Origin of the sequence: Treponema denticola (assembly GCF_024400535.1) — a bacterium.
Lineage (GTDB): Bacteria > Spirochaetota > Spirochaetia > Treponematales > Treponemataceae > Treponema_B > Treponema_B denticola_C.
In genome coordinates this window covers 185,115-209,078 of record NZ_CP038800.1, presented here as the reverse complement: position 1 = coordinate 209,078, position 23,964 = coordinate 185,115, and the positions used below count along the sequence as shown (strand labels likewise).

Sequence of the window (23,964 nt, the reverse complement as noted above, 5' to 3'; positions counted from 1 at the left end):
TTTAAATTGCTCAAATTCATTGTGTTTTGGAGGTTCTTTTTTGTGAAAGTTGTATATGATCAAAATCGTCCAATATATTTACAAATAGTTGAAAAAATAAAATGTAAAATTGTCTATGGAGAGCTTAAACCCGGGGATAAAATTCCTTCAATGAGCGATATGTCCGTTGAGATGGATGTAAACCCGAATACTATGTTTAGGGTATATAAGCAGCTTGAAAGTGAAGGCATAACGGAATCAAAGCGGGGCCTGGGCAGTTTTGTTGTAAATGAGCCCGATTTGGTAAGAAAATTAACGGACGAGATGGCAGATCAGATTATCTTGCCGGCCATCGAAGGCCTGAGGAATCTAAAATTTTCTAATGAGCAAATAATGGCGTCTATAAAGGCAAAAATAGAATAATTTTTTTGGAGAAAAAAATGAGTATAATACTTGAAACGGAGCACTTAAAAAAAACATACTTGGGAAAAAAGACGGCTCTTTATGATGTCAGTCTCAAGGTAGAAAGCGGAAGAATCTACGGTCTTTTGGGACCTAACGGTTCAGGAAAAACAACATTTTTAAAAATAATTGCAGGTCTTATAAAACCGACCTCCGGCAATTTTAAGGTATGCGGAAAAGAATTCGGCATCGATACAAAAAAGATTGTAGCCTTTTTGCCGGATAAAAATGTCGTATATCCTTGGATGTCCTCGGCAGATGCTATTAATTTCTATGCCGATTTTTTTGAAGATTTTGATAAAAACAAGGCCTTGGAAATGCTTAAATTTATGAAGCTGGAGCCCAAGCAAACCGTAAAAACTATGTCGAAAGGTATGATCGAAAAACTTAATTTAAGCCTTACCTTTTCGAGGGCTTCAAAGCTTTATATTTTGGATGAACCGCTGGGAGGCACCGACCCTGTAGCCAGAGAGCAGATTATTAAAACTATAATCAAAACATGGACCGAAGAAAGTGCGATCCTAATTACAACTCATCTGGTTTCGGATATAGAGCATGTGTTTAACGACGTAGCCTTTTTAAAAGATGGCGAGATTGTTTTGGAAGGCGATGCGGAAGATTTGCGTACTACAAGAGGCAAATCTATTTATCAAATCTATCTTGATGTTTTTGGAGCATAAAATGGGAAGAATTTTTAAATATGAAATAAGGCGAAGGCTGAATACTATTTTGATTTTAAGCGGAACTATGGCCGTATTGGCGATCGGTTCAATGGTTCTATTAGGTATTTTTAAAACTCCTCTTGGGACAATGGGAACAACGGGAAATCTTTGGCTTGGCTTAACTTTTTTTGCCCTTGCCTTTATACCACTCGTAATGTTTTTTACATGCAGCAACGGGCATATAGATGAGCTTTTGTACAAGGACACCAACTACCTTATGCTTACCATTCCTATAAGAAGCGAAGCCATACTGGGAGGCAGAATTCTCGCAGGTTTTGTGGAATATTTAATATATGCTCTGATTGCATGTATATTTTTTATAATAATAGGAGCCCAGCAAGCCGTTTTTTATGGAACTGCCGGACAAAATCTTATATCGGTTTTGGGAGATATATTCTATCAAATATTTGCACAGAATTTTCTTCCCTTTCTTTACGGCGTTTTATTATTGGTTTCATCATTTTTACTTGTGGGAACGGCTTTTATGTTTGTTAAGGCTCTGACGCGTTCTTTTATAAGAAAAAAGATGGCAGCTCAAATTATTGCAGTAATTCTTTTTATCTTAATTTTTGAACGAATAATAGCCTTAGGAACTTATTTAAGTACAAGGTGGGATCTTGTGCAATACATAGACCTAAGACTTATGTCTTCCCAATATGATGCCTTTGTAAATATCCAGCCGATGCCGGTTCATTTGGTTACAATAATTATGACCATGCTTATTTCAGCCGGTTTTTTTGCGGCTACAAGTTGGTTATTCGATAAAAAGGTTGAGTTATAATTTAAATGCGGCATGGGGATAGAGAATTTTAATTTTAATTCTTGATACCGGTGCCGCATCAAAAAAAGAGTATTTTACATGAAAGTAAAAAAATTTAAATACCCGATATCTCCACCTCAACCCTATCTATGATGCTGTCCCAAGAATGTTTTTTTATTTCTGCTGAAACAGGGGAATAAAAATCTTTTTGAGATTTAAGTCTTTCCATTTGAAGCATGATTTTTTCGGCAAGGGCTGCGACAAAGGCGGGCTTATCTTCTTCGTATGCTTTGTCTACATCATAGATGCGAGGAAGTTTGACAAATTCGATAATGCCGCTTGTGTTGATTTTTTCGCCTAGGAGGTTTATAAGACCTTCAATTTCTGTCGTAACCGTAAAAAGGCCGCAGGCTAAGGCTTCAACGGCGACAAGACCTAAGGCTTCATAGTATGAAGGCAAAATAAAAATATCGTTTTGTTTTAAAATTTTACACATACATATTTGAGATGAAGCATTTACTATTTTTAAATTTTCGCTGCAGTCTGCGTTTTTAAAAAGAATGTTTTTTTGTTCTTCACTTGCATTTCCAATTAAAGTTAATTCCGTATTAGGATATTTTTTTAAAATAAGCGGAAGGGTTTTTGCAAGTTCAAACACTCCCTTTGAATCGGATATCTTTCCTGCATAGCAAAGCTTGAATGTTCCGTCAAAGATATGTCTATCCTTATCATTAAAAATATCGGGGTTAAAGCCTCCTCCTGCCAATTTAATTTTTTCGGGTCGTGCCGAAAAAATAGTTTCTACTTCGGCAATATCCTTAGGGCTCACGGTAAAATATAAATCGAGCTTGTCCAAGTTTTGTATGTACCGTGTCTTTATCCAAGGATTTTTTTTAATTTGCCTTATATCCGTACCGTGACTTATGCCTATTATTTTTTTGCCGGAAAATATTTTTTTTACCAAAGAGGTTAAAATAAAAAGATGATGACTTATAATGACATCGGGATTAAATTCTTCTCTTGCACGGAGAAGAGTTTTTCCAAAAACCGAAATCCATTTTTGATACATCTCATCATTCATTTCGGAATAAACGGTTGAAGTATAGGGCATTATGTCGCTCATTCCTGCAATCGGGAAAGGGAGGTCTGCATTAAAAACGGTTTTTTCTCCTTGCACATAATCGGATAAAAATTTGATGGGATATTCTTTTACGCTTCCCTGTAATTTATCGGGTAAAGATTCATTAAAAGTTTTTTCGGCAAAGGGAAGCTGTGTGCCGTAAAGAACCGCATTTTCATGTCCTTTTTTTATCATTCCTTCGACGAGGGTGCTAAAATAAACCCCGCTTCCTGTTTTCATCGGTAGTTGTGCAAGACAGTGAAGTATCTTCAATTTAAATTCTCCTTTATATAAGAGATGTAGACTTTTTCATTCTTTTGATAATTGAAGTCATTGTTTAAAACAATAGCCTTTAATTCTTTTTCTTTAGATTTAAGAAATAATTCTATTATTTCTCCCTTAAAAATAATATTGATAATTTGGGCTTCTTCAAAATCTTCCGTATCTTCTTCCGGTAAGGATTTAAATACTTTTATCTTTTCAGGTCTGATATATGAATTTTCTATTTTATTGTTTGCACCGATAAAGTCAAGAGTAAATTCGCTTGCAGGTTGATTATAAAGAGATTCGGCCGTTCCTTCCTGAATAATTTCTCCATTGTTCATCAAAATAATTTTATCGGCAATTTCAAATGCTTCGCTTTGATCGTGGGTAACAAAAATTGTAGTGATATTGAATTCTTTTTGAATTTGTTTTATTTCTTTACGCATATTGATTCTAAGCTTTGCATCCAAGTTGCTTAAAGGCTCGTCCAACAAAAGAAGCTTAGGCCTTATAATCAAACTGCGTGCAAGAGCAACTCTCTGCTGTTCTCCGCCTGAAAGTTCGCTTATATGTTTTTTTTCATAACCCGATAAGCCCATCGTTTTTATCATCTTCATTCCGGCTTCAAACCGTTCAGCCTTAGGCATCTTTTTAAATTTTAAACCGTAAATAATATTCGATAAAACATTCATGTGAGGAAAAAGTCCATAGGATTGAAAAACGGTAGAAACATTTCTATTTTCAGGCGGATCATTTGTAATTTCTTTACCGTCAAGAATTATTTTTCCGTTATCAGGTTTTAAAAAACCTCCTATCGATTTTAATACCGTACTTTTTCCGCAGCCGGACGGTCCTAAAAGACAGAGGAGCTTTCCTTTTTCAAGATTAAAGTTTATATTTTTTACCGCATTTTTTTCTTTATATGTTTTTGTTAGGTTTGTTAATTCCAAATACATAAAACCTCCGGCCTTTTAAAAATTATTTTTTCTTTAAAACTAAAAAGTAAATTAAATTTACAATTAAACAAATTATAATTATAAGCAAGGCAATTACGGAACCTATTTCATAATAACCGCTTTGAATTACATCGAACATAACAAGGGTTAAAATTTTTTGACTCGGGTATACTAAAAAAATAATTGAACCTATTGTAGTCATCGTCGTTGTAAATCCGTTGATAAAAGAAACGACCAAAGCATTTTTACTTAAAGGAATAACTGCATCGGTGATTTCATTTATTCTTTTACCGCCTAAATCTCTGATTGAATTTAAAGTGTCGATATTGATTTCTTCCATTGCAGCATTCCCTATCTTTGTAGAAAATGGCAGTTGTTTAAATAGTATATTTAAAACAACTATTGCTGCCGTTCCTGTAAGCATTAATGGTTTTGAATTAAAGGCCAATAAATACCCGAGCCCGAAAAAAGTTCCCGGAATTATATAGGGAAGAGTTGCGGCAAAATCTACAGCCTGCATTATCTTTATTTTTCTTATTTGTTTATAATAAGCGATAAGTAAACCGATTATGCTGCCTCCTACTGCAGCGATAAGACTGTAGGCTATACTTCTTATAACCGTGCTTGTAATATGATCTCTTGTTTCTAAAATATTTGCAAAGGTAAAAATCATTTTCCCCTTTTTTATTTTTGTAAATGCAGAAAATATAATAGAAGAATATTGAATGCTTATCCATAATAAAAAGAAAACGGCAATTATGCTTATAAGATAAAAAAGGGTTCCTTGCCTTTTTATTTCAATTTCCGACGAGGCCGTACCGTGTGACGATATGGAAATATTTTTAAAACTTTTTTGATAAAGAATAAAAATAATAATTGCAGGAATTAAAAGAAGTACATTTATTGCGGAAGCCTTTCCCAAATTGCCTTGAGCTATTACCGCAAAATAGCTTTCGGTTGCAAGCACATTAAAAGAGCCTCCTATGATTGCGGGCGTTCCGAAATCCGACAAACTTCGCAAAAAAGTTAAGAGCATAACCGATTTGATTGCAGGAAAAAGAACGGGAAGAATTATATCGATAATCAGGCGGTTTGTCTTTGCTCCGAGGTTGCGGGCACTATCCAATTGAGATCTATCCAAATTATTTAAAAACCCGATTAAGATTAAAGCCGCTAAAGAAAAATTACTTAAAGACTGCATCAACACAATGCCGGTAATTCCGTACGGACTTTTTGAAATACCTAAAAGATAATAAGAAACAAGTCCCCTCCTTCCAAAGAGGTTTATATAACTGAGGGCTGTTACAAAGGGCGGGCTTATCATCGTTACAGCTAAAATTAAAAAAATCAGGCGTTTTATTTTTTTAGGCATCATATAAGAAAACAAGGCTGTGCTTATCCCTGCGATTGCCGTTAAAACCGTCGTATAAAGTCCTACCGATAAGGAATTTTTCAAAAGATGAAGATGATTTTTAAAAACATCTTTAAAAAGCTCAAAGCTAAGACTCCCGTTTATAACAAGACTTTCTTTAAATACATAAAAAAAAGGCATAGCTATAAATATAAAAATACCTAAAATTAAGCTTATTATGAGGATATAGTCGATAAGGCCGTTATAATTTCTTTTAAGTTGCCGTTTCATTAAATCAGCCTATAAGTCTATATTATTTTTAATAAATTTACTAGTATATGGTATGGAATAAATTTTAGGTGATTGATATGGGAAACCCTATTTGTGCAGGCTTGACAGATTCTAAGTTTTGGCTTAATATGGACATATGCTTGGGAGATTTTTAGCTTATTTTCAATTTTATTTTTCTCAAAAATCAAATTTGCTTATTAAAAAAGTAGAGAAAAATGTTAGCCTTAGTTTACCCCCCCCCTATTTTCTCTATTAACTATAATATCTCTAACGAATAGCTTTTTACATTATTGTTTTTCTCATAAAAGAAATTTTCTTTATAAAATTAAATCGAAAGAAGATCCAAAAGAAGTTAAAACACATTTTGCTCTATTAATAAATACTAGTAGTAAAAATTCTGCTAAACTATGTTTGATTGACCGGACTACGGATGACCGGTAACGGAACCGATCAACATTTTTAGATAAAAAATTGAATTGCAATAAAAGTTTGCAAGAAGGAAGGATAAAATGAAACAAAATAAATTGGCTTCAACACTTAGTATAATTGTTGTTTTACTATGTTCTGCAATTTTATTTTCAGGTTGTGTCTCATTTCTAAGAGATTCATTTTTTGGAAAAGAGGATACATCTATAAACTGGGAAATGGTAGAGCTAGAGAAAGCTCCATCTATGAATAAAATTGAGAAATTAGGTGTAACATCTAAAGAAAGAATGGCAGTTTTCAGATATGCAGAAAGAGCACATGCAGAAGAAAAAAAATGGTATAAGCTTACGGCTCCAGAAAAACCGGGAGAAGAGTATTATGTATATAAAATAATAACCGCTAATGGAGCTGGCTGGGAAGTGTATAAGAAAAAATAATAATTAAAGCAAGGCTTTTGAAAGATGTTCCTGATTTTAAAAGCCTTATTATAATATCAAACTAAGGAGAGAAATGATGACCAATTCAGATAGGATAATTAATTTTTTAAAAAAAGAGTCTTGCATTTGTGATGATTGCTTGTCGGAAAAATGTAAGGTTTTTCCTAGGCAGCAAGTAAACAGCATTACTAGAATGCTGTCTATACAAAATAAAATACAAAAGCAAACGGGTACTTGCGTATTTTGTTCAAAAGATAAATTGGTATCTAAAATAATATGAATAAAATAAAAATAAGTAAAAATACGGCTATAGCTTGAAAAGAATTATAAAAAATTCTGAAATCAAAATAAATGCATCGAACAAAGGTATTTTATAAAAAAACTAATCACCGATTTTTATATTAAACCGGTGATTAGCATTTGTTTTAGTTTTTCGGTCTTAACGAAGCAAATTTATCTAAGATTCTTTGCCTGTCTTTTCCAAAGCTGCTTAAATCTTCCTTTATAAGTTTATCTTTCGGCAAGCCTAATGAAAGCCCCTTAATGCCCGGCTTTACAATTTGAGCGGAATCTTTTCCATCAAGCCTTGCGATAATTTCCTGAGCTTCTTTTGTAAGCATAAAGTCGATAAAAGCCTTTGCCGCATCAAGATTCGGACATGATTTAAAGATAGCTGTTCCTTCCGGCACCCACGGAATTCCGTCTTCGGGATATACTACAGTTAAGTTTTTATCGTCGGCAAGTTTAAAAGCCTTTCCGTCGGCAGGAATAATGCCCACTGCAAATTCGCCTTGAGCTGTTTTTTCTTGCGGATCCTTTCCTCTCTTTCCCAAAAAAGGAATATTTGCGTTTAACTTTTCCCAATAAGCCCAGCCTTTTTCTTCACCGAAAAGATCGAGCAGGCCTTTTACTGCTCCATAGCTTGTACCTGAAATTGCAGGATCGCTCATAATAACTTCTCCCTTATATTTGGGACCGGCAAGCTCTGCCCATGTTTTAGGCATGGGAAGTTTTTTCTCGGCTAAGACATCCTTATTTCCGATAAAGCCTACAACGGTAATTCCTTTTGCAATCCAAGCTCCGTCAGGGTCCTTATATCGAGCCGGAATATCTTTTGCGTTGGGAGAAACATAGTTTTCCAAAAGTCCGTCGGTCTTTGCAGCCATAAAAGCATCAAGTCCGCCTCCGAACCAAACATCGGCCATAGATTTTCCTTCTGCCCTTGTTCTTGCTAAAACTTCTCCGCTCGACATCGAAAGAAATTCAACTTTTACATTTGTCTTTGCCGTAAATGCATCAAAGAGTTCCTTGTAAGCACTTGTTGCAACCACATTCAATGTTTTTCCCGAAAGATCCTTCGATTCTTTTTCGGAAGAACCGGCTGCAAACACAAGGGTGCTTGCAAGCAATAAAAATAGTGCAGCAAAAATAATTTTTTTCATTTTGCCCTCCAAAATTATAATTAGATAGTTCAAGATACTATGATATTGCAAAAGAGTCAATATATATAAAAAATAGATATATAGAGAAATTTCATAATATATTGACTATTTTATATTTTTATGTTAGATACAAGAGACAGGAGATTTAAAATGAGAATTAAACGATTCTACTTACCTATTTTTGTATCAATTTTTTTTGTATTGATATTGAGTTCTTGTACTAAACAAGATGCTCAAAATTCTAAAAATGGACTAAAAGACACATATAGAAGTCCGAATGGCAATGTTTTAGTAGCAACTTTGTTTCAAAATCCTAAGACTTTGGATATACAAAAAACGAATGCCGACTACTTTATTCCCTTGCAAATTTATTCGCGATTGGTAGAAGCTATCCCCGCAGGTAACGGCTCTGTAGAGATTATACCGGGCTTGGCCGAAAGCTGGAACATCAGTGAGGATGGAAAAAACTACACCTTTAAACTAAGAAAAGGCGTAAAATTTCATAATGGAGAAGAATTTAAAGCAGATGATGTATTATTTACTATCGAAAAATGTATGGATCCTAAAGAAGCTGCAATAAATTCTTGGATATTTACCCAAATTCAAGGAGCTGAAGATAAATTAGATGGAAAATCTAAAAATGTAAGCGGAGTAAAAGTTATTGATGATTACACTGTTGTACTAACATTAAAGGAAAAATACGCTCCATTCCTTGCAAGCTTAACAAATGCCCCTGCTTCTATATTCAATAGAAAAGCTGTAGAAGAAGGAAAAGATTTATTCGGTTTTGATCCTAAATATACCGTTGGAACAGGATATATGAAATTTAAGGATTGGAAGCAGGATCAAGAGATTAACTTAATACGAAATGAGAATTATTTCGGTGAAAAAGCATACATAGACGGAATAAGATATTTAATAAATGTTGACAGCTCAACATCCCGTATGATGTTTGAAAAAGGCGAGTTGGATGTTATAAATATCAATACAAAAACCGCTTATGATACTTATGTAAATTCCGAAGAGTGGAAAGACTATGTGATCATAAATGATAGACCGGGAATGACCTATTTAGCTTTTAATGAAAACTGTGAGCCTATGAAAGATGTAAGAGTCCGTAAGGCTATACAAAGAGGTATTGACCGCGATTTAATAAATAAGAATTTCTTTAATGGAACTGCAACAATCATAAACGGATGTATTCCTCCAATGATACCGGGATATACAACTAATTTGCCGAAAATTGAATTTAATCCTGAAGAAGCTAAGCACTTGCTCGAAGAAGCCGGATATAAAAACGGATTGGAGCTTGTTCTTCTACAAAACGGAGCCAGCGGATATACTCACTCCATAAATGAAGCAATTCAGTCAATGTTAAAAAATATCGGAATTCAGGTAACAATCAAAAATGTAGATATGGGTGCTTATTGGGATATTAAGACATCCGATACGGGTGAATATGCTCTAAGTGTAGGCCCTGTTACCGCAGGATCCCCTGATCTAGGCGATTTTTTCAGCGATTATGTAATCCCGGAAAACAAGAAAAATAGCTACCCTGCAGAAAGAGTTAAGCTGAGCGATGAGATTAAGCAAGCCGATTTATTGGTTGATCAGCAAGAAAGAATTAATAAGTTTCAAAAATTGGAGATTGAAGTAACTCAAACACAGGCCTTATATTTCCCTCTGGGGGCAACAAAAGGACAGTGGGTAATCAGCCCAAGATTAAAAGATTTTGAGCTTTCATGGCAAGGTTGGCTGTCTGGTGCTACTCGGAAGGTAAAAATTGATCCGCACTATAACAAGTAAAATAATCATATCTTAACCAAAAACATTAAATGACCAAGGTGCATTTTGTACCTTGGTCTTAAATTTCAATAGAAGGTGCTATGTTAAAATATATTCTTAAAAGAATTTTGCTTACAATTCCCATCCTTTTAGGTATTATTTTATTGACATTTGTATTAATGAATTTAATACCCGGAAATCCTATTGCAGTTTTACTTGATGAAAAAATCAATCCTGAAGTAGTTGAAAGACTTACAAAAGAACTACATTTAAATGATCCTGCTCATATTAAATTTTTTAAATATATAAAAGGTTTACTTAGAGGTGATATGGGTAAATCTATAATAATGAATCAAAGTGTTTCAAAACTAATTTTTGATGTATTTCCAAATACTGCTAAGCTCACATTATTCTCAATTTTTATAGCATGGTTTATAGGCATACCATGCGGTATAATTGCTGCATTAAAACAAGATTCCTTTATTGATAAGATAATTTCTCTTTTTTCTATTGTGAATATTTCAATACCTTCTTTTTTTATAGGTATGGCCTTACAGTATTTTATATCCTATAAACTAAACCTTTTGCCTATTTCCGGTTTTTATAGTTTTAAACATATGATTCTTCCTGCCTTTGTTTTGAGTATGTACTTAATCGGACAAATTACAAGATTGATAAGAGCCGGTATGATAAATGTTTTGTCTAACGATTATATAAAAACTGCTGTAAGTAAAGGACAATCAGGATTTAAAATCATAATATTCCATGAGTTGAAAAATTGCATCTTGCCCGTTATAACAGTAATGCTTTTACAGGTAACAAGTCTTTTAGGCGGTGCTATAATTACTGAAAGTATTTTTGCTATACCCGGTATCGGAACATTATCCATATCGGCTTTAACAAATAGAGATATGCCGCTCTTACAGGGTACTATTATCCTATCTACAAGTTTGATAATTATAGGAAATTTGATAGCCGATATTATTTGTGCTTTTATTGATCCGCGGATAAGATATGAATAAGGTTTATTTATTATGGAAGAAAAAAAATTGATTAGAGGATTTATAAAACAAGAACCTATAGGATTTGTTTCTTTTATTTTGCTTTTAGCGGTTATAATACCTGCTGTATTTGCTCCCATTTTTGCGCCTTATGATCCTTATAAAGCAGATTTATCTAATAGTTTGTCTGCGCCAAGTTTTTCGCACATTTTAGGTACAGATGAATTAAGCCGAGATATATTTTCACGTATTATATTTGGAACAAGAACTTCTTTGATGATGGGATTCGGCCCTACCTCTATCAATTTAATATTAGGAGCTCTTATTGGAATGTATTCGGGATTAGCCGGTAAAAAGACTGATAACATAATAATGAGGATAGTTGATATTATCTTATCTTTTCCTTTTATGATTTTGGCTATGGCAATAGTATATAATTTAGGGGCCAGTTTATTTAATTTATTTTTGGCTTTAGTACTTGTCGGATGGGCTTCGATAGCAAGAGTTGTAAGGGCCGAAACAATATCATTAAAAGAAAACCTGTACATTGAAGCCGCAAAATCAATGGGAGCAGGAACATTTAGCATAATGGTAAGGCATATTTTGCCGAACATACTTCCAACATTAATAGTTCTATATACTATGAGTGTTCCTTCTGCTATTCTTTCTGAGGCTGGTTTAAGTTTTTTAGGCTTTGGTGCCCAACCTCCAAGTACAAGTTTAGGGATTATGATACAAAAAGGAAAAGATTATCTATTTGATGCTCCTTGGATATCTTTAGGATCGGGATTTGTACTATTGGTTATAGCAATGAGTTTTAATTTTTTAGGTGATAGTCTTAGAAAATATTTTGATATTAAAATCGGTAAATAAATTATGGAAAAAATACTGGATGTTAAAAATCTTTCTGTAAAAATATTAGAAAAAAAAAGAGAGCTTATTCTGATAAATGATCTAAATTTGTCTATACATAAAAAACAAATTGTAGGCTTAGCCGGTGAATCTGGATCAGGGAAAAGCATGACAGCTCTTTCAATCGCGAGACTTCTGCCTCCGCATATAAAAGAAGAAGGACAAATTTTTCTGGGTAATACCGATTTAACTAAATTGAAAAAAAAAGCTTTAAATAAAATCCGTGCCGAAGACTTGAGTATTATATTTCAAGAACCGTTTAGAGCTTTAAATCCTTTAATAAGAGCAGGAAAACAAGTAGAAGAAGTTCTAAAGATCCATACCGATTTATCTCGGCAAGAGAGAAAAGAAAAAATTTTAAGTATCTTTGATGAAATAGGTTTGACTGATGGAAAGGATAAATATCACGCTTATCCTCATCAGTTATCCGGCGGAATAAACCAAAGAATAATGATAGCTATTGCTGCCATACTAAAACCTAAACTTTTAATTGCAGATGAACCTACAACGGCTTTAGATGTTACAGTTCAAAAACAAATATTGAATTTAATGAAAAAGTTAAGAGATAAAAATGATACTTCGATATTATTAATTTCCCATGATCTTGCATTAGCTTCGGAAATTTGCGATTACATATATGTTATGTATGCAGGGCAAATAGTTGAAAGCGGAAGGGTTCATGATATATTTAGTCTTCCTAAACATCCATATACAAAAGCTCTATTAAAAGCTATTCCAAGGGTAGGTAAAAAAGTTGAAAGGCTTTATGTTATAGACGGAGCAGCTCCTAGATTAACTGATAAAATAAGAGGGTGTGCTTTTTATCCTAGATGTAATGAAAAATCGGATATTTGTATGTTAGAGCAAATACCATTGTGTTCGCTTGATGATGGTTCTCGTGTAAGATGCATAAAATATACCAATGGAGATAATATAAATTGAACGATGAAATATTTACAATAAAAAATTTATCAAAGACCTATGTTAATAAAAATATATTTGGAAAGGTATATAAGGTAGATGCATTAAAAAATATAGACTTGAGTATATATGAAAATGAATCTTTAGCTGTTGTTGGAGAATCAGGTTCAGGAAAAACTACATTGGGCAGAATAATTTTGGGAACTGTGGAGCCGTCTTCTGGAACAATTTTTTTTAAGGGAGATGACCTTTTTAAATTAAGTAAAAAAGAAAAATACAAGATACGGCAAAAAATTCAAATGGTTTTTCAAGACCCATTTTCATCGTTAAATCCTAAGTTGAAGATTAAAAATATTTTATTGGAGCCTATAAATTTATATAAGACAATTAATTCAAAACCGGATGCCGTAAAGCATATTTCTAAAATACTTGAATTGGTAGGATTAAATGATGATTATTTATATAAATATCCTGCAAATATGTCCGGAGGGCAAAGACAAAGAATCGGTATAGCTAGAAGCTTGGTTGTCGAACCGGAATTTATTATTCTTGATGAGCCTACTTCCAGCCTGGACGTATCCATACAGGCACAAATTTTAAACTTACTTATAGATCTTAAACAAAACAGAAAAATAACTTATTTATTTATATCTCACAATCTTGGTGTGGTACGTTATATTGCAGATAGAGTTTGTGTTATGTATGAAGGAATGATATGTGAATTGGGCAAAGTTGAAGACATATACAATGATCCGAAACATCCATATACCCAATATTTATTGAGCAGTGTTCCAAAAATCGATTTTAACAAAACAGTTGAAACTGATGATCAAATTACAGTTAAAGAAAAAAATATTTTCGGATGTCCCTTTTACGGAAAATGTAAATATGGGCTTGATATTTGTCAAAAAGACATACCCGAAAAACAAGTATTGGAAGGAAGAGAGGTTTACTGTTTTAATCCGATATTATGACATGCTGCCGAGTACCCTTCAGTTAACTCTTTTAGTTCCGGCTTAGAGCTTCTGCAAATATCTTTACGAAAACGGCATCGGCTATAATAATAACAGCAGTTTTGAGTCTCCGGAATCTCATTTGTTTTTACTATTTCTGTAGCATTGTTTTTTGTTTTGATGGAAGGTATTGCAGCAAAAAGATCTTTTGTATAAGGATGTGCCATATTATTAAACACGGTTTTTGTATCGCCTATCTCTACAATTCTGCCCTTAAACATAACTGCAATCCGATCCGCCATATTATAAATAACAGGCAGGTCATGTCCGATAAATAAATAGGTTAAAGAATATTCTTTCTTTAAATCTTTTAGCATATTTAAAACTTGTCCTTGAATTGAAACATCCAAAGCGGAAACAGGTTCATCGCAAACAATAAATTCAGGATTTATACTTATGGCTCTTGCAATTCCTACCCTTTGCTTTTGTCCGCCCGATAATTCATGCGGTAATTTTTTTAAATAATTTTCATTTAATCCAACTTTGCGAATAAGACTATGTATTATATCTTTTCTTTCAGACTCCGATAGTTTTGTACAAACAATTAAGGGTTCTTCAATAATTTGTTTGATTGTTCTTTTTGGATTAAAAGAAGCATATGAATCCTGATAAATAATTTGCATTTTTTTCTTAAATGGTAAAAGCTGTTTTTTACTTTTATTGTTTAACTATTCACCTTTGTAAAAAATAGAACCCCTTGTAGGTTTATCCATCATAAGAATATTTCTTCCGAGGGTGGATTTTCCGCAGCCGGACTCCCCGACCAAACCGAAGGTCTCATTTTCTTTTATAGTTAAATTGACATTATCCACGGCAACTATGGTTTTATCTTTTTTATATAAAAAAGAATTGGAATATTCTTTTGTTAAATTTTTAATTTGAAACAAATCGAAATTCATAAACCTATCCTATTGATGACAATAATAATAATGTCCCTCAGAGACTTTTTTTCTCTCAGGGAATTCTTTCTTACATATTTCTTTTGCTGAAGAACACCGGCCATAAAAAGGACAGCCGGCTTCTATGGTTTCGATAGAAGGTGCTGTACCGGGTATTGTTATAAACTTTTCTAAAGGTTCTATTCCTATGGCGGGAATAGTTTTTAGCAAAGCTTGGGTATAAGGATGTTTTGCATTGGAAAAAAGATCATCAACAAATATTTCTTCCATAATTCTTGAACCGTACATAACTAATATTCTATCGCAAATAGAGGCAGCAATACTTAAATCGTGGGTTATAAAAAACATTGACTTGTTAGTTTGTTTTAAAGTTTTTAATAACTCAAGGATTTGAGCTTGAACCGTAACATCCAAGGCTGTGGTCGGTTCATCTGCAATAATAATTTGAGAGTTACATGCCAATGCCATTGCTATCAATACTCTTTGTCTCATTCCTCCTGAAAGCTCATGAGGATACTTATTAAGCCATATGGAAGGGGTGTCTATTCCTACAGCAGATAAGAGGTTGATGGCTTTTTCTTTAACTTCAATTTTATTTAAGCTTGAATATCTTTGTAAAATTTCAGTAAGATGAAAACCTACAGTTCGTAAAGGATTAAGAGAAGTTTCCTGATCTTGAAAAATCATTGAGATTTCTTTTCCCCGTATATTATTTGTATTTTTTTGACTTAATTCTGTAATATCATTATCATTGAGGATTATTCTTCCTGATTCCAAAAATCCGTTTTCGGGGAGTAGTCCTATTAAAGTCTTCATTAAAATTGTTTTTCCGCTTCCGGATTCTCCTACAACAGCTAAAATTTCATTTTTATAAAGAGAAAATGAAACATTCCTCAAGGCAAAATAGTTTTTTTTATCTATTTTAATTGAGGTATTTAGATTGACCGCTTTTAATATTTCATTATTTTGCTGTTTCATCTCTTTTATCCAATGAAAAATATTTTTTTATTACTGTCCCAATCTCTTTAAAAGAATAAACGGTAAAAAAAATCAAAAGGCCGGGGATAATAGCCATATAGGGAGCTTTTTGAAAACTATCCCTTGCATTATTTATTAAAGAACCCCAGCTTGATGTTGGAGGAACTATTCCTAATCCTAAATAACTTAAAGCGCTTTCTGCCATAATGCTTCCCGCTATTCCGATTGTTGCCGTAGAAATTATCAAAGGCATAACTTGAGGTAAAATATGTTTTATTAAAATAGTAATATTTTTTTCTCCTATATGCTTTGCATATTTAACATAATCTCTTTGTCTTAGGCTTAATACTTCGGCCCTAATAATTCTTGCAATACCCATCCAAGAAAACATCCCTATTATAAGCACTATAGAAATAATTCCTTTTTTGATAAACATTCCGACAACCGTAATTAAAATCAAGGCCGGAATAGCCGATATAAAATCTATAAATCTCATAAGAATTTCATCAATTATATTCCCGTAATATCCGGCAGCCAAACCTAGCGTTGTGCCTATAAAAAGACTTGTAAGCATTGCAAAAAAACCTACAGATAAGGAAATTCGGGCTCCATAAACACAGCGCATAAAATAATCTCTACCCATTTCATCGGTTCCGAATATATGTTCTTTAGACGGAGGGTTAAGAGTTTTTTCAAGATTGATTTCATTCGGATCGATCGAAAAAAAACCAGCACAAGAAGCCAGTATGATTATTGATGATAAATAAAGAATAGGTAAAATTATTTTTTTATTGGTTAACAGAAAATTAAATAAAAAAGATTTTTTCATTTTAACTGCTTATCCTCGGATCCAAAATAAAATAAGAAATATCGGATAATAAATTACCTAATATGACCAGACTTCCGGAAAAAAAGAGAACCGTCATTACTACAGGATAATCCATTGCTTGAATAGCTTTTACATAATAAGACCCCATTCCCGGCCATGAAAACATTGTTTCAACTATTAACGATCCTGTAAGAATCATTGGTAATGCCATTCCCATTTTTGTAAGTATCGGCATTAAGACATTTACCGATACATGCCGGAATAAAATATTCAAATTTGTTGCCCCCATTGCCTTTTGCACGGTGATATAATCTTTTTTAAATTCTACATCTGCCGAAGTTTCAACATAAATGATTAAATCAGGTAAAAAGGAAAAAATTAGGCATATAAAAGGTAAAAAATAATGTTTTAAAAAATCAAGTACACCTGTTTCACCGATACTGTGCATTCCCGAGATAGGAAAAATATCCAGAAGATAGCCAAAAACATACAGTAATAGTAAGCAAAACCAAAAAAAAGGGATTGAAAGACTCAAAGATATTAACCAGTCAACTATCTTTCGTAAAAGGCTGTGCTTACGTGAAGATACAAATAAGCCTATCATAACAGCGATACAATTGGATATAAGATATGCAGGAATCATTAATATTGCCGTATTTGGAATTCTTGCTATTAATGAAGTCTTAATGCTTTCATGCGTAATAATTGAATAACCGAGGTCTCCGTTTATTAAATTCTTTACCCAAATCACATACTGCATAATGACCGGTTTATCCAAACCGTTGATCCTTCTTAATCTTTCTATTGTTTCCTTATTCATTTGAGGTGTGGCAATATAATCGATAGCATCATAAGGGGCAATTTGAATTAAAAAGAAACATATAATCGTCAACAGCATTAAAATAGGAACGGCTTTGATAATTCTTTTTAGGACATAAGTTTTCATAATCTGTATCTTAGATATTGGAAATAAAAAGCGAGGCTGTCCGGTGTTAGACAGCCTCAAAGGAGGTTCTATTTATAAAAGAGTTTTGATGCATCATCAAACGTAAAAACGTTCACTAATTTTGCTTCTTCAAATCCGGATAGGGCTTGATTATGGGCAATTATTCCCATGCTTCCGCCGAAAGGATAAAAAGTTTTTGTATCTTGAATTAACTGTTGAACCTTATTATAAAGCTCAATTCGTTTATCCTTATTTGTTTCTACTTTTGCTTGTCTTAATAAATCGCCTAATTCTTTATCCTCCAAGTGGAAATAGGCTTCAGGATTATCATTGAAGAATACGGCATAGGTATCCGGATCGATTCCCATTGTATAGGCCCCTAAAAACATATCAAAAAGTTTTGTCTTTTCAAAAAAAGAAGCCTTATACATTGCAGGAGGATCAAGAGGCATAAGTTCCAAATTGATGCCGGCTTTTTGCAGCTGTTGTTGGATAACCAATGCCATTTTCGCCTGCATTCCGTTTTTTACGTTATAACCCAATTTTAAGTTAAGCTTATCTTTATCTACACTGCTTAATAGTTTTTTGGCTTTTTCAGTATCTCTTTGATAGCTTTTTAAATTATTATTTAACCACTTGCTGTCGGCCGGTAAGAAGGAATCTGTGAAATTATAGTAAGCCTTATTTTTAAAATGCGACTTCATAATTTCATCTCTATCCAATGCATAGAAAATAGCGTCCCTTAAATTCTCGTCCTCAAGCTTTTCGCTCCATTGATTTAGTTTTAGATAAATAACATTGGACTGAGGAAAGGTGGTAATCTTTAAATTTTTATCTTGCTCAATCTCTTCGATAAGATCAGGGCTTACACCCAATAAATCGATATCTCCTTTTTTCAAAGCCAACATTGCCGTATCTTGGTTGCCCATAATCTTGTAAATAACTTTTTCAATTTTAGGCTTTCCGAACATATATGTCTCATTTGCCGTAAACAAAAGGTGTTGTCCCGCTGTGTATTCTGCCAGCTTATAAGGACCTGTTCCTACAGGAGTTTTATTTAGCTCCGTGTTTTCAAGATCATCAACATCCTTATAAATATGCTTTGGAGCAATAAAGATTCCTGCAAATATTTCATAGGGATTGGCAACAGGTTGTGGAAGTTTAAAAACTATTGAGTAATCGTCTATTTTTTTGGTCTTTACTGCCTTGTCTCCGAAAATCAATAAAGAATCTACAAAGCGGTCATCTTGTAAGTTTGTTTTCTTATCAAATGTAAATATAACATCATCAGCCGTAAAAGGCTTTCCGTCAGACCAAACGATATTTTTCCGCAAATTTACAGATACCTCATCCCCGGCTTCATTTGCCTTAACGCTTTCAGCCAAAAAATAGTTAATACCATGATTTGTATAAGTGTATAAGGGCGAGTATACTAATTTTAAAGTCATCAATCCGGTTCTGTCATTTGTTGTAAAAACGTTAATGTTGTTTACAATATCGCCGGGTAAACCGTAGACTAATGCCTTATCTTTGTTAGACGGTGTAGTTTTGGCATCGTCTTTTGAGGGACTGCATGCCGATATCAATACCGCTAAAATTAAAATTGCTTTTAAAAATATAAACTTACTAAGTTTCATATTTTTCTCCTTAAAATTTTAATTATTAAATTTGGTATACGACTATATTATATATTATAATTTTTGTCAATATAAATTTTAATAAATTCACAAATTTCATAATATATCTATTGACTTTTTACTTTTTATGTAGGATTATAGGTACCACACGGAGAACTTGGGAGTATGCACTACATAGGAATTGATATAGGTTCAACGGCAACCAAAACCGTCATTATGGATGAAAATAAAAAAAATATCCTTTATAAAAACCGTATACCCAGCGGGTGGAACAGCAAGGAAACGGGAGAGGCTGTCTTGGACTGGATAAAGGAAACCTTGCAAAATAAGGACTTTAAAATAACCGCTACAGGTTATGGAAGGGTAAGCGTTCCGTTTGCCGACAAAACTCTAACCGAAATTTCCTGTCATGGAAAGGGTGCTCACTTTTTGGCAAAGAAAGATGTAACCGTAATCGATATCGGCGGGCAGGATACAAAAGTCATTGTTGTAAAGGACGGACTTGTAATTGACTTTATCATGAACGATAAGTGTTCGGCCGGTACAGGTAAATTTTTGGAATTAATGGCAAACAGGCTGGGCTTGAGCTTACAGGAAATAAGCGAGTACGCAGTGCGGGGAAAGGACTTAAACCTTTCTTCCGTCTGTACCGTCTTTGCCGAATCTGAAGTAACCTCCCTCATGGGAAAGGGAACTCCCCGCGAAGATATTGCAAGGGGCGTTATCAATCAAATAGTTTCAAAAGTAGTTTCATTAGCAAACAGAAAACCCCGCTCCGGCCTATATTTTTTAACCGGCGGCTTTAGTGCAAACGATTATATAATAGAAGAAATCTCAAAAAAACTTGAAGCCCCCGTTTTATCCGATGACTTGGGGGCCTTTGCCGGAGCAATAGGAGCCTGTATATTATCATGATAGATATTTCGTTTTTGGAAAATCTTAGACGTGAGGCATACGTAGAAGCTGCCGAAAATTATTTATCCTCAGCAAATGTTATAGGAATCTTCGGAGAAAATTTACCTCTCGATATCCTCTATGCTTACGGCCTCTTGCCCGTACCTTGCGAAGGAACCGATTCTGCAATTTTTAAATTCGGTGATATGGGAAATGTATGCGACGTTATAAAAAGTTCCGTAATTTATTTAAAAACCGATAAGTGTCCCATTCTTTTTTCGTGCAGTATGTATTTAATAGAAAATACATGTACTCATTTTTTTAATAAGCTAAAAGAAAACACCGATAAAAAAGTTCTTTTATATAAAGACAAATCCGAATTGGAAAAAGCCATACAGGAAGTTTACGGAAAAAAGTTTGATAATTTAAAATACCTAAAAGCAAAAGAAATTTTAGATTACATTGAAACTGTTTTAAAAAAAATAGATGAGTATTCAGACCTCAGTGCTGAAGAAGCTTTTTTACTGCGTTATTATACGCCTTATATTTTAGACCTTGAAAGAAGAAAAAAATATTTTGACGACATTTGCAGCAGTATAAAATTTAAAACCGAAAAAAATATAATTCAAAAAATTATTGCTCTCTGTCCGAGGGGTTCATATAAAACAATTTTAAAGGAGGTAAAAAAAGAAGCTTATATTAATCCGAAAGAAAATAGAGTTATACGCCTTTGCCGAGGCTGGAATAATGCGGATTACGGATATAAATATTGTCCGTATAAATATAATATGAACGTAATGTACCAGGAGGATTAAAATGGCAGATTACAGAAAAATGTGGGAAGATCTGGGTATGGATGTTAAAACCCACGACTTGTTATGCGAGGCTTTGCCCGGCGCATTTGGAGATGTCTACTTGGCTCAAGAAAACAGACCTGAGGGAATGGATTTTTTCAACATGGTTGTAGCAGACATTCACGGTATTCGTCCGCAAGAACTTGTGGATTTTCAAAAGGAAGGAGGAAAGGTTGTAGGTTCCTTTTGTATTCATGTTCCTGATGAAGTAGTGATTGCGGCAGGAGCCATTGCAACGGGCCTTTGCAGCGGTTCACAATTTTGGGTTCCCGATGGTGAAAAATTTTTACCTACGGCAACTTGTCCCCTAATTAAAGCTTCGCTTGGAGCCCGCTTTGGAAAGACCTGTCCTTTCTTTAGAATATGTGACTTGTTTGTCGGTGAAACAACCTGTGACGGAAAAAAGAAGGCTTGGGAAATTTTGGCAGAAGATGCACCCATGCATATTATGGACATTCCCCAGATGAAAAGGCCTCAGGATTTTGAAAAATGGGCTTTAGAAATCAAGGGCTATATTAAAAAGCTTGAAGAACTTACGGGAAATAAAGTAACTCCCGAATCTTTAAAAAAGGCTATTGAAACCGTAAACAGCAAAAGAAAGGCCTTACAAAGATTGAATAATTTTAGAAAGCTGGAAAACATTCCTATTTCCGGTAAAGATGTTTTATTGATTCATCAGATTGCCTTTTACGATGATCCTACCCGTTTTGTAACAATGGTAAACAAGCTCTGTGATGAACTTGAAACACGAAAAAAGCAAAATGTTTCCGTCTTTAAAAAAGGAACAAAGAGAATCCTTTTGACGGGAACTCCGCTTTCAATTCCAAACTGGAAAATTCATCACATAATCGAAACTACAGGAGGAGCTGTTGTTTGTGAAGAGATGTGTACCGGAATAAGATACTGTGAGGCTTTGGTTGATGAAACGGGAACCACAATTGATGAAATGGTTAATAACTTAACAAAAAGGTATTTGGGACATATAAACTGTGCTTGTTTTACCCCAAATAAAGAAAGAATCGATGATATTATCCGGCTTGCAAAAGAATATAAGGCAGACGGCGTTATCGATTTAAATTTAAAATTCTGTAATATCTATGATACGGAAGGATATTTTGTCGAAAAGGTTTTACGCGAACATAATATTCCATGTTTAGGCATTGAAACGGATTATACCGATGAAGATGCAGAGCAACTAAAAACCCGTATCGGTGCTTTTATAGAAATGTTAAGATGATGAAAAATTATTATGTTTTTTTGCCTGATTCAAAAACAGCTCTTAAGCTTTACGGTCTTATAAAAAAAGAAGGCATAAAGTGTACAATGGCTCCTACTCCCAGGGAAGCCGATGCTTGCTGCGGAGTAAGTATTCTCTATTATGATTTTTCCGACACGGATAAAATTAAGGAGATAATCGAAGAAGAAGGCATTAAAATAAGTAAATTTTGGGAAAGTGAAAAAATTTTTAATCCCGAAAGAAATAAATTTTGCTGATTTTTTAGGGAACGCCGTAAAGAATAATTCTTGTACGGCGTTTCTTTTTATGCTTTAGGACTTATAAGTCCATTTTCGTATATTACTTCAATCAAAGTCTCATAACTGATATTATTTTTGCCTATCCAGCTTTCAACTTCTTCCTTTTGCGCATTTTGAAAAAGACATGCAAAACCGCAGCCGGCTTTTAAAAAGCCCGGTATTGGAATAAGCTTTGCATTTATAGGGTCAGCCTTTATCATCGAGTCGCATTGAATTGCTGCTGTTGTCGTTCCAAAGGTAATTATATAATTCATTTTAGTTTTTTCCTTTCTGAAACAACTTCCAAAAAGGCTTCAAGTCTTGTTGCAAATTGTCCCGCATCTTCTTGCGAATAATCCGATTCTATGTGAATATAGGGAAGTCCTTTTTCTATGATGTGTTTTCCGACAGTATGAGCTTCAAGGTTGAAGGTGTGGCAGGCAACCAAGGTACATTCGATTACGGCATCAGCCTTGTAGTGATCTAAAAGATAATCCAAATCCTTGAGCCTTCCGGGATTTGGACTCATAACGGAACAGTTTGTTTTAAGATACTTTTCGGCAATAGCCTCAATCGGATCCCTTGCGGGGTTTTCATCTACAAATTCCATGTGGGTGCGTAAACCTGAACAGCTGTCATAACCTACGATTACGGCTCCCAGTTTTTCAATCTGTGCCAAAATTTTTTCTTTTACGCCTCCCAATGGACAGCCTGTAACTAAAATCCTCGGCCTGTCATCCCTTGTACCTTTTAAATTCTTTTCCCAATACTCTTTTAATTCTTTTGTGCGTTTTACTATCTCGGCATTTTTCTGCTGTATATCGTATTGAAAACCAAAGGCTTCTTTTACATTAAACTGTTCCAAGCCTGAAACGGGAGAAGGATCTAGGGCTGAAAGCTCAAAGAAATTTACAAGGTTTCTTCTTTCCTGATTGCAGTCCTTTATAGCCTTTCTTAAATCGTCTTCGGTTATTGTTATGTTATAAAATTCCTCGATTCTTTCTTTTAGCTTTTTTACCTCATCAGCCCAAAAGGGGTATGCCTTCGGATCAAGGTTATTTTGAGGCAGATGCATCACATAGGTCGGCTTTATATCGTTTAAAAGTTCGAACATCTTTTTTTTGCCGTCACAGGTAGTTTCTCCCACAATAAAATCAGAAAAATAAAAGAACGGACAGGTGTCGGTTATGGCATGTCCGTAAGAAGCTTTTATAAGAGGACATAGGTTCTTAGGTAAATCTCTCTCGGCTGCACTTATGGGCTTTTCACTTGTTGCACATAAAGAAACGGGAACGGCCCCGGCTGCATATACAAGTTCGGTAGGTACATAGGAACAGTAAAGGCCGATAACCTTGCCGCCTCCATCTTTTAAACTTTTTAAAGCTAAAAATTTTTTCTGCTGAGCTTCAGCCAAGCTGTCAAAGCCTTTAGGCAAATTGTTCATAAGCATACTCCAAAAATAGTTTAGATTGAGTTACTCTATATTTATTATAATATGTTAATATTTATTAAAAAAAATTACAAGTAGTTGAGACAAATATAAAATTTTATTGTTATTTTATATTGAGCA

General features: G+C 34.0%; 24 protein-coding genes and 1 pseudogene. 13 read left to right on the top strand and 12 right to left on the bottom strand.

Annotated features, from left to right (window positions below):
- The first annotated feature begins 42 nt into the window (after positions 1 to 42).
- The 3 genes from E4N78_RS00975 to E4N78_RS00965 are packed head-to-tail and all read left to right on the top strand — an operon-like array spanning position 43 to position 1,944.
- A complete protein-coding gene (locus E4N78_RS00975) occupies positions 43 to 402 on the top strand; it encodes a GntR family transcriptional regulator (protein ID WP_255811247.1) in 360 nt (119 codons plus the stop codon).
- 17 nt (positions 403 to 419) lie between these two features.
- Positions 420 to 1,121, top strand: coding sequence for an ABC transporter ATP-binding protein (locus tag E4N78_RS00970; protein ID WP_255811246.1), 702 nt, complete (start codon positions 420 to 422; stop codon positions 1,119 to 1,121).
- A gap of 1 nt (position 1,122) precedes the next feature.
- The gene (locus tag E4N78_RS00965; protein WP_255811245.1) at positions 1,123 to 1,944 is read left to right on the top strand and encodes a hypothetical protein; all 822 of its coding nucleotides are present in this window, start codon (positions 1,123 to 1,125) and stop codon (positions 1,942 to 1,944) included.
- A 94-nt stretch (positions 1,945 to 2,038) separates the two neighbouring features.
- Here E4N78_RS00965 and E4N78_RS00960 read toward each other — a convergent pair whose 3' ends face one another.
- From E4N78_RS00960 to E4N78_RS00950, 3 genes are read right to left on the bottom strand one after another with little or no spacing between them, the layout of a single operon-like run.
- Positions 2,039 to 3,316: a glycosyltransferase family 4 protein gene (locus tag E4N78_RS00960; RefSeq protein WP_255811244.1), complete on the bottom strand. Its 1,278-nt coding sequence runs from the start codon at positions 3,314 to 3,316 to the stop codon at positions 2,039 to 2,041.
- Complete coding sequence (locus tag E4N78_RS00955) at positions 3,313 to 4,263, bottom strand: ABC transporter ATP-binding protein (RefSeq protein ID WP_255811243.1); 951 nt, start codon at positions 4,261 to 4,263, stop codon at positions 3,313 to 3,315. Before E4N78_RS00955 ends, E4N78_RS00960 begins: the two co-directional genes overlap by 4 nt.
- 22 nt (positions 4,264 to 4,285) lie before the next feature.
- Positions 4,286 to 5,905, bottom strand: a complete 1,620-nt coding sequence (locus tag E4N78_RS00950) for an ABC transporter permease (protein ID WP_255811242.1) — start codon at positions 5,903 to 5,905, stop codon at positions 4,286 to 4,288.
- Between the two features lie 509 nt (positions 5,906 to 6,414).
- On the opposite strand from E4N78_RS00950, the gene E4N78_RS00945 reads away from it, so the two are divergent.
- Positions 6,415 to 6,768, top strand: a complete 354-nt coding sequence (locus tag E4N78_RS00945; RefSeq protein ID WP_255811241.1) for a glycosyltransferase — start codon at positions 6,415 to 6,417, stop codon at positions 6,766 to 6,768.
- A gap of 425 nt (positions 6,769 to 7,193) precedes the next feature.
- Here E4N78_RS00945 and E4N78_RS00940 read toward each other — a convergent pair whose 3' ends face one another.
- Positions 7,194 to 8,210, bottom strand: a complete 1,017-nt coding sequence (locus E4N78_RS00940) for an ABC transporter substrate-binding protein (RefSeq protein WP_255811240.1) — start codon at positions 8,208 to 8,210, stop codon at positions 7,194 to 7,196.
- 150 nt (positions 8,211 to 8,360) lie between these two features.
- Between E4N78_RS00940 and E4N78_RS00935 the strand changes: the two genes are divergently transcribed.
- The 5 genes from E4N78_RS00935 to E4N78_RS00915 all read left to right on the top strand — a co-directional run bounded on the left by E4N78_RS00935 (position 8,361) and on the right by E4N78_RS00915 (position 13,803).
- Positions 8,361 to 10,016 (top strand): ABC transporter substrate-binding protein, encoded by a 1,656-nt coding sequence (locus tag E4N78_RS00935; protein ID WP_255811239.1) that lies wholly within the window; start codon positions 8,361 to 8,363, stop codon positions 10,014 to 10,016.
- A gap of 80 nt (positions 10,017 to 10,096) precedes the next feature.
- Positions 10,097 to 11,017, top strand: a complete 921-nt coding sequence (locus E4N78_RS00930; protein WP_255811238.1) for an ABC transporter permease — start codon at positions 10,097 to 10,099, stop codon at positions 11,015 to 11,017.
- 12 nt (positions 11,018 to 11,029) lie between these two features.
- The gene (locus E4N78_RS00925) at positions 11,030 to 11,869 is read left to right on the top strand and encodes an ABC transporter permease (protein ID WP_255811237.1); all 840 of its coding nucleotides are present in this window, start codon (positions 11,030 to 11,032) and stop codon (positions 11,867 to 11,869) included.
- A 3-nt stretch (positions 11,870 to 11,872) separates the two neighbouring features.
- Entirely contained in the window at positions 11,873 to 12,850 is a 978-nt protein-coding gene (locus tag E4N78_RS00920) for an ABC transporter ATP-binding protein (RefSeq protein ID WP_255811236.1), read from the top strand.
- Entirely contained in the window at positions 12,847 to 13,803 is a 957-nt protein-coding gene (locus tag E4N78_RS00915; protein ID WP_255811235.1) for an ABC transporter ATP-binding protein, read from the top strand. The genes E4N78_RS00920 and E4N78_RS00915 overlap by 4 nt, the downstream gene beginning before the upstream one ends.
- On the opposite strand, the gene E4N78_RS00910 is transcribed toward E4N78_RS00915, so the two are convergent.
- From E4N78_RS00910 to E4N78_RS00885, 6 genes and pseudogenes are all read right to left on the bottom strand, one after another.
- A complete protein-coding gene (locus E4N78_RS00910) occupies positions 13,779 to 14,063 on the bottom strand; it encodes an oligopeptide/dipeptide ABC transporter ATP-binding protein (RefSeq protein WP_255812299.1) in 285 nt (94 codons plus the stop codon). The two genes, E4N78_RS00915 and E4N78_RS00910, sit on opposite strands and share 25 nt — an antisense overlap.
- Positions 14,064 to 14,210: 147 nt before the next feature.
- Positions 14,211 to 14,741, bottom strand: a pseudogene (locus E4N78_RS00905) (ATP-binding cassette domain-containing protein); the annotation flags it as partial.
- 9 nt (positions 14,742 to 14,750) lie between these two features.
- Positions 14,751 to 15,719 (bottom strand): ABC transporter ATP-binding protein, encoded by a 969-nt coding sequence (locus E4N78_RS00900; protein ID WP_010694267.1) that lies wholly within the window; start codon positions 15,717 to 15,719, stop codon positions 14,751 to 14,753.
- Positions 15,703 to 16,548, bottom strand: coding sequence for an ABC transporter permease (locus E4N78_RS00895; protein WP_010694271.1), 846 nt, complete (start codon positions 16,546 to 16,548; stop codon positions 15,703 to 15,705). Before E4N78_RS00895 ends, E4N78_RS00900 begins: the two co-directional genes overlap by 17 nt.
- Position 16,549: 1 nt before the next feature.
- Complete coding sequence (locus tag E4N78_RS00890) at positions 16,550 to 17,494, bottom strand: ABC transporter permease (RefSeq protein WP_255811234.1); 945 nt, start codon at positions 17,492 to 17,494, stop codon at positions 16,550 to 16,552.
- A gap of 68 nt (positions 17,495 to 17,562) precedes the next feature.
- A complete protein-coding gene (locus tag E4N78_RS00885; protein ID WP_255811233.1) occupies positions 17,563 to 19,131 on the bottom strand; it encodes an ABC transporter substrate-binding protein in 1,569 nt (522 codons plus the stop codon).
- A gap of 165 nt (positions 19,132 to 19,296) precedes the next feature.
- On the opposite strand from E4N78_RS00885, the gene E4N78_RS00880 reads away from it, so the two are divergent.
- The 4 genes from E4N78_RS00880 to E4N78_RS00865 are packed head-to-tail and all read left to right on the top strand — an operon-like array spanning position 19,297 to position 22,373.
- On the top strand, positions 19,297 to 20,046 hold the full coding sequence (locus tag E4N78_RS00880; protein WP_255811232.1) for an acyl-CoA dehydratase activase: 750 nt from the start codon (positions 19,297 to 19,299) through the stop codon (positions 20,044 to 20,046).
- Positions 20,043 to 20,840 (top strand): 2-hydroxyacyl-CoA dehydratase family protein, encoded by a 798-nt coding sequence (locus E4N78_RS00875; RefSeq protein ID WP_255811231.1) that lies wholly within the window; start codon positions 20,043 to 20,045, stop codon positions 20,838 to 20,840. The genes E4N78_RS00880 and E4N78_RS00875 overlap by 4 nt, the downstream gene beginning before the upstream one ends.
- Before the next feature lies 1 nt (position 20,841).
- Positions 20,842 to 22,116 (top strand): double-cubane-cluster-containing anaerobic reductase, encoded by a 1,275-nt coding sequence (locus E4N78_RS00870; protein WP_255803000.1) that lies wholly within the window; start codon positions 20,842 to 20,844, stop codon positions 22,114 to 22,116.
- Positions 22,113 to 22,373, top strand: coding sequence for a putative Se/S carrier protein (locus tag E4N78_RS00865; RefSeq protein WP_002672763.1), 261 nt, complete (start codon positions 22,113 to 22,115; stop codon positions 22,371 to 22,373). The genes E4N78_RS00870 and E4N78_RS00865 overlap by 4 nt, the downstream gene beginning before the upstream one ends.
- A 47-nt stretch (positions 22,374 to 22,420) precedes the next feature.
- Here the strand turns inward: E4N78_RS00865 and E4N78_RS00860 are convergent, their stop codons facing one another.
- Positions 22,421 to 22,669, bottom strand: a complete 249-nt coding sequence (locus tag E4N78_RS00860) for a putative Se/S carrier protein (protein ID WP_255811230.1) — start codon at positions 22,667 to 22,669, stop codon at positions 22,421 to 22,423.
- Positions 22,666 to 23,838, bottom strand: coding sequence for a double-cubane-cluster-containing anaerobic reductase (locus E4N78_RS00855; protein ID WP_255811229.1), 1,173 nt, complete (start codon positions 23,836 to 23,838; stop codon positions 22,666 to 22,668). The genes E4N78_RS00860 and E4N78_RS00855 overlap by 4 nt, the downstream gene beginning before the upstream one ends.
- Between the last annotated feature and the right edge of the window lie 126 nt (positions 23,839 to 23,964).